This is a genomic window from Aquabacterium sp. A08, assembly GCF_011742065.1.
Map to the genome: position 1 here is coordinate 1 of NZ_JAAQQT010000073.1, position 301 is coordinate 301.

Consider the following 301-nt stretch of genomic DNA (forward strand, 5'->3'; position numbering starts at 1 on the left):
GCGCACGGGACAGGTTGGCGGTTTCGGCCGCAAAGTCGGCATCCTGAATCCGGCTGCGCGAAGCCGACAGGTTCTCGGACGTGACCTGCAGGTTGGCGACCGTGGTCTCGAACCGGCTTTGCAGGGCGCCGAAGTTGGCGCGCTGGCTGTTGACCGCTGCGAGAGCAGCGTCAGCAATTTTCAATGCTTTTGTCGACCCGGCGACCGTCGAAACATCAATCGAGTTGACAGCGCTGAGAGCAGAGCCACTTGCAGTAACCAATGGTGTGGTGGTCACATTACTGATTGCAAAGCCCTTGTC

The 301-nt window shown here is 59.5% G+C and carries 1 protein-coding gene; it reads right to left on the minus strand.

What is annotated here, in order from left to right; translation table 11 throughout:
- Nucleotides 1–301: flagellin (locus HA630_RS00420; RefSeq protein WP_256368602.1), on the minus strand; the 301-nt coding region annotated here is incomplete at both ends.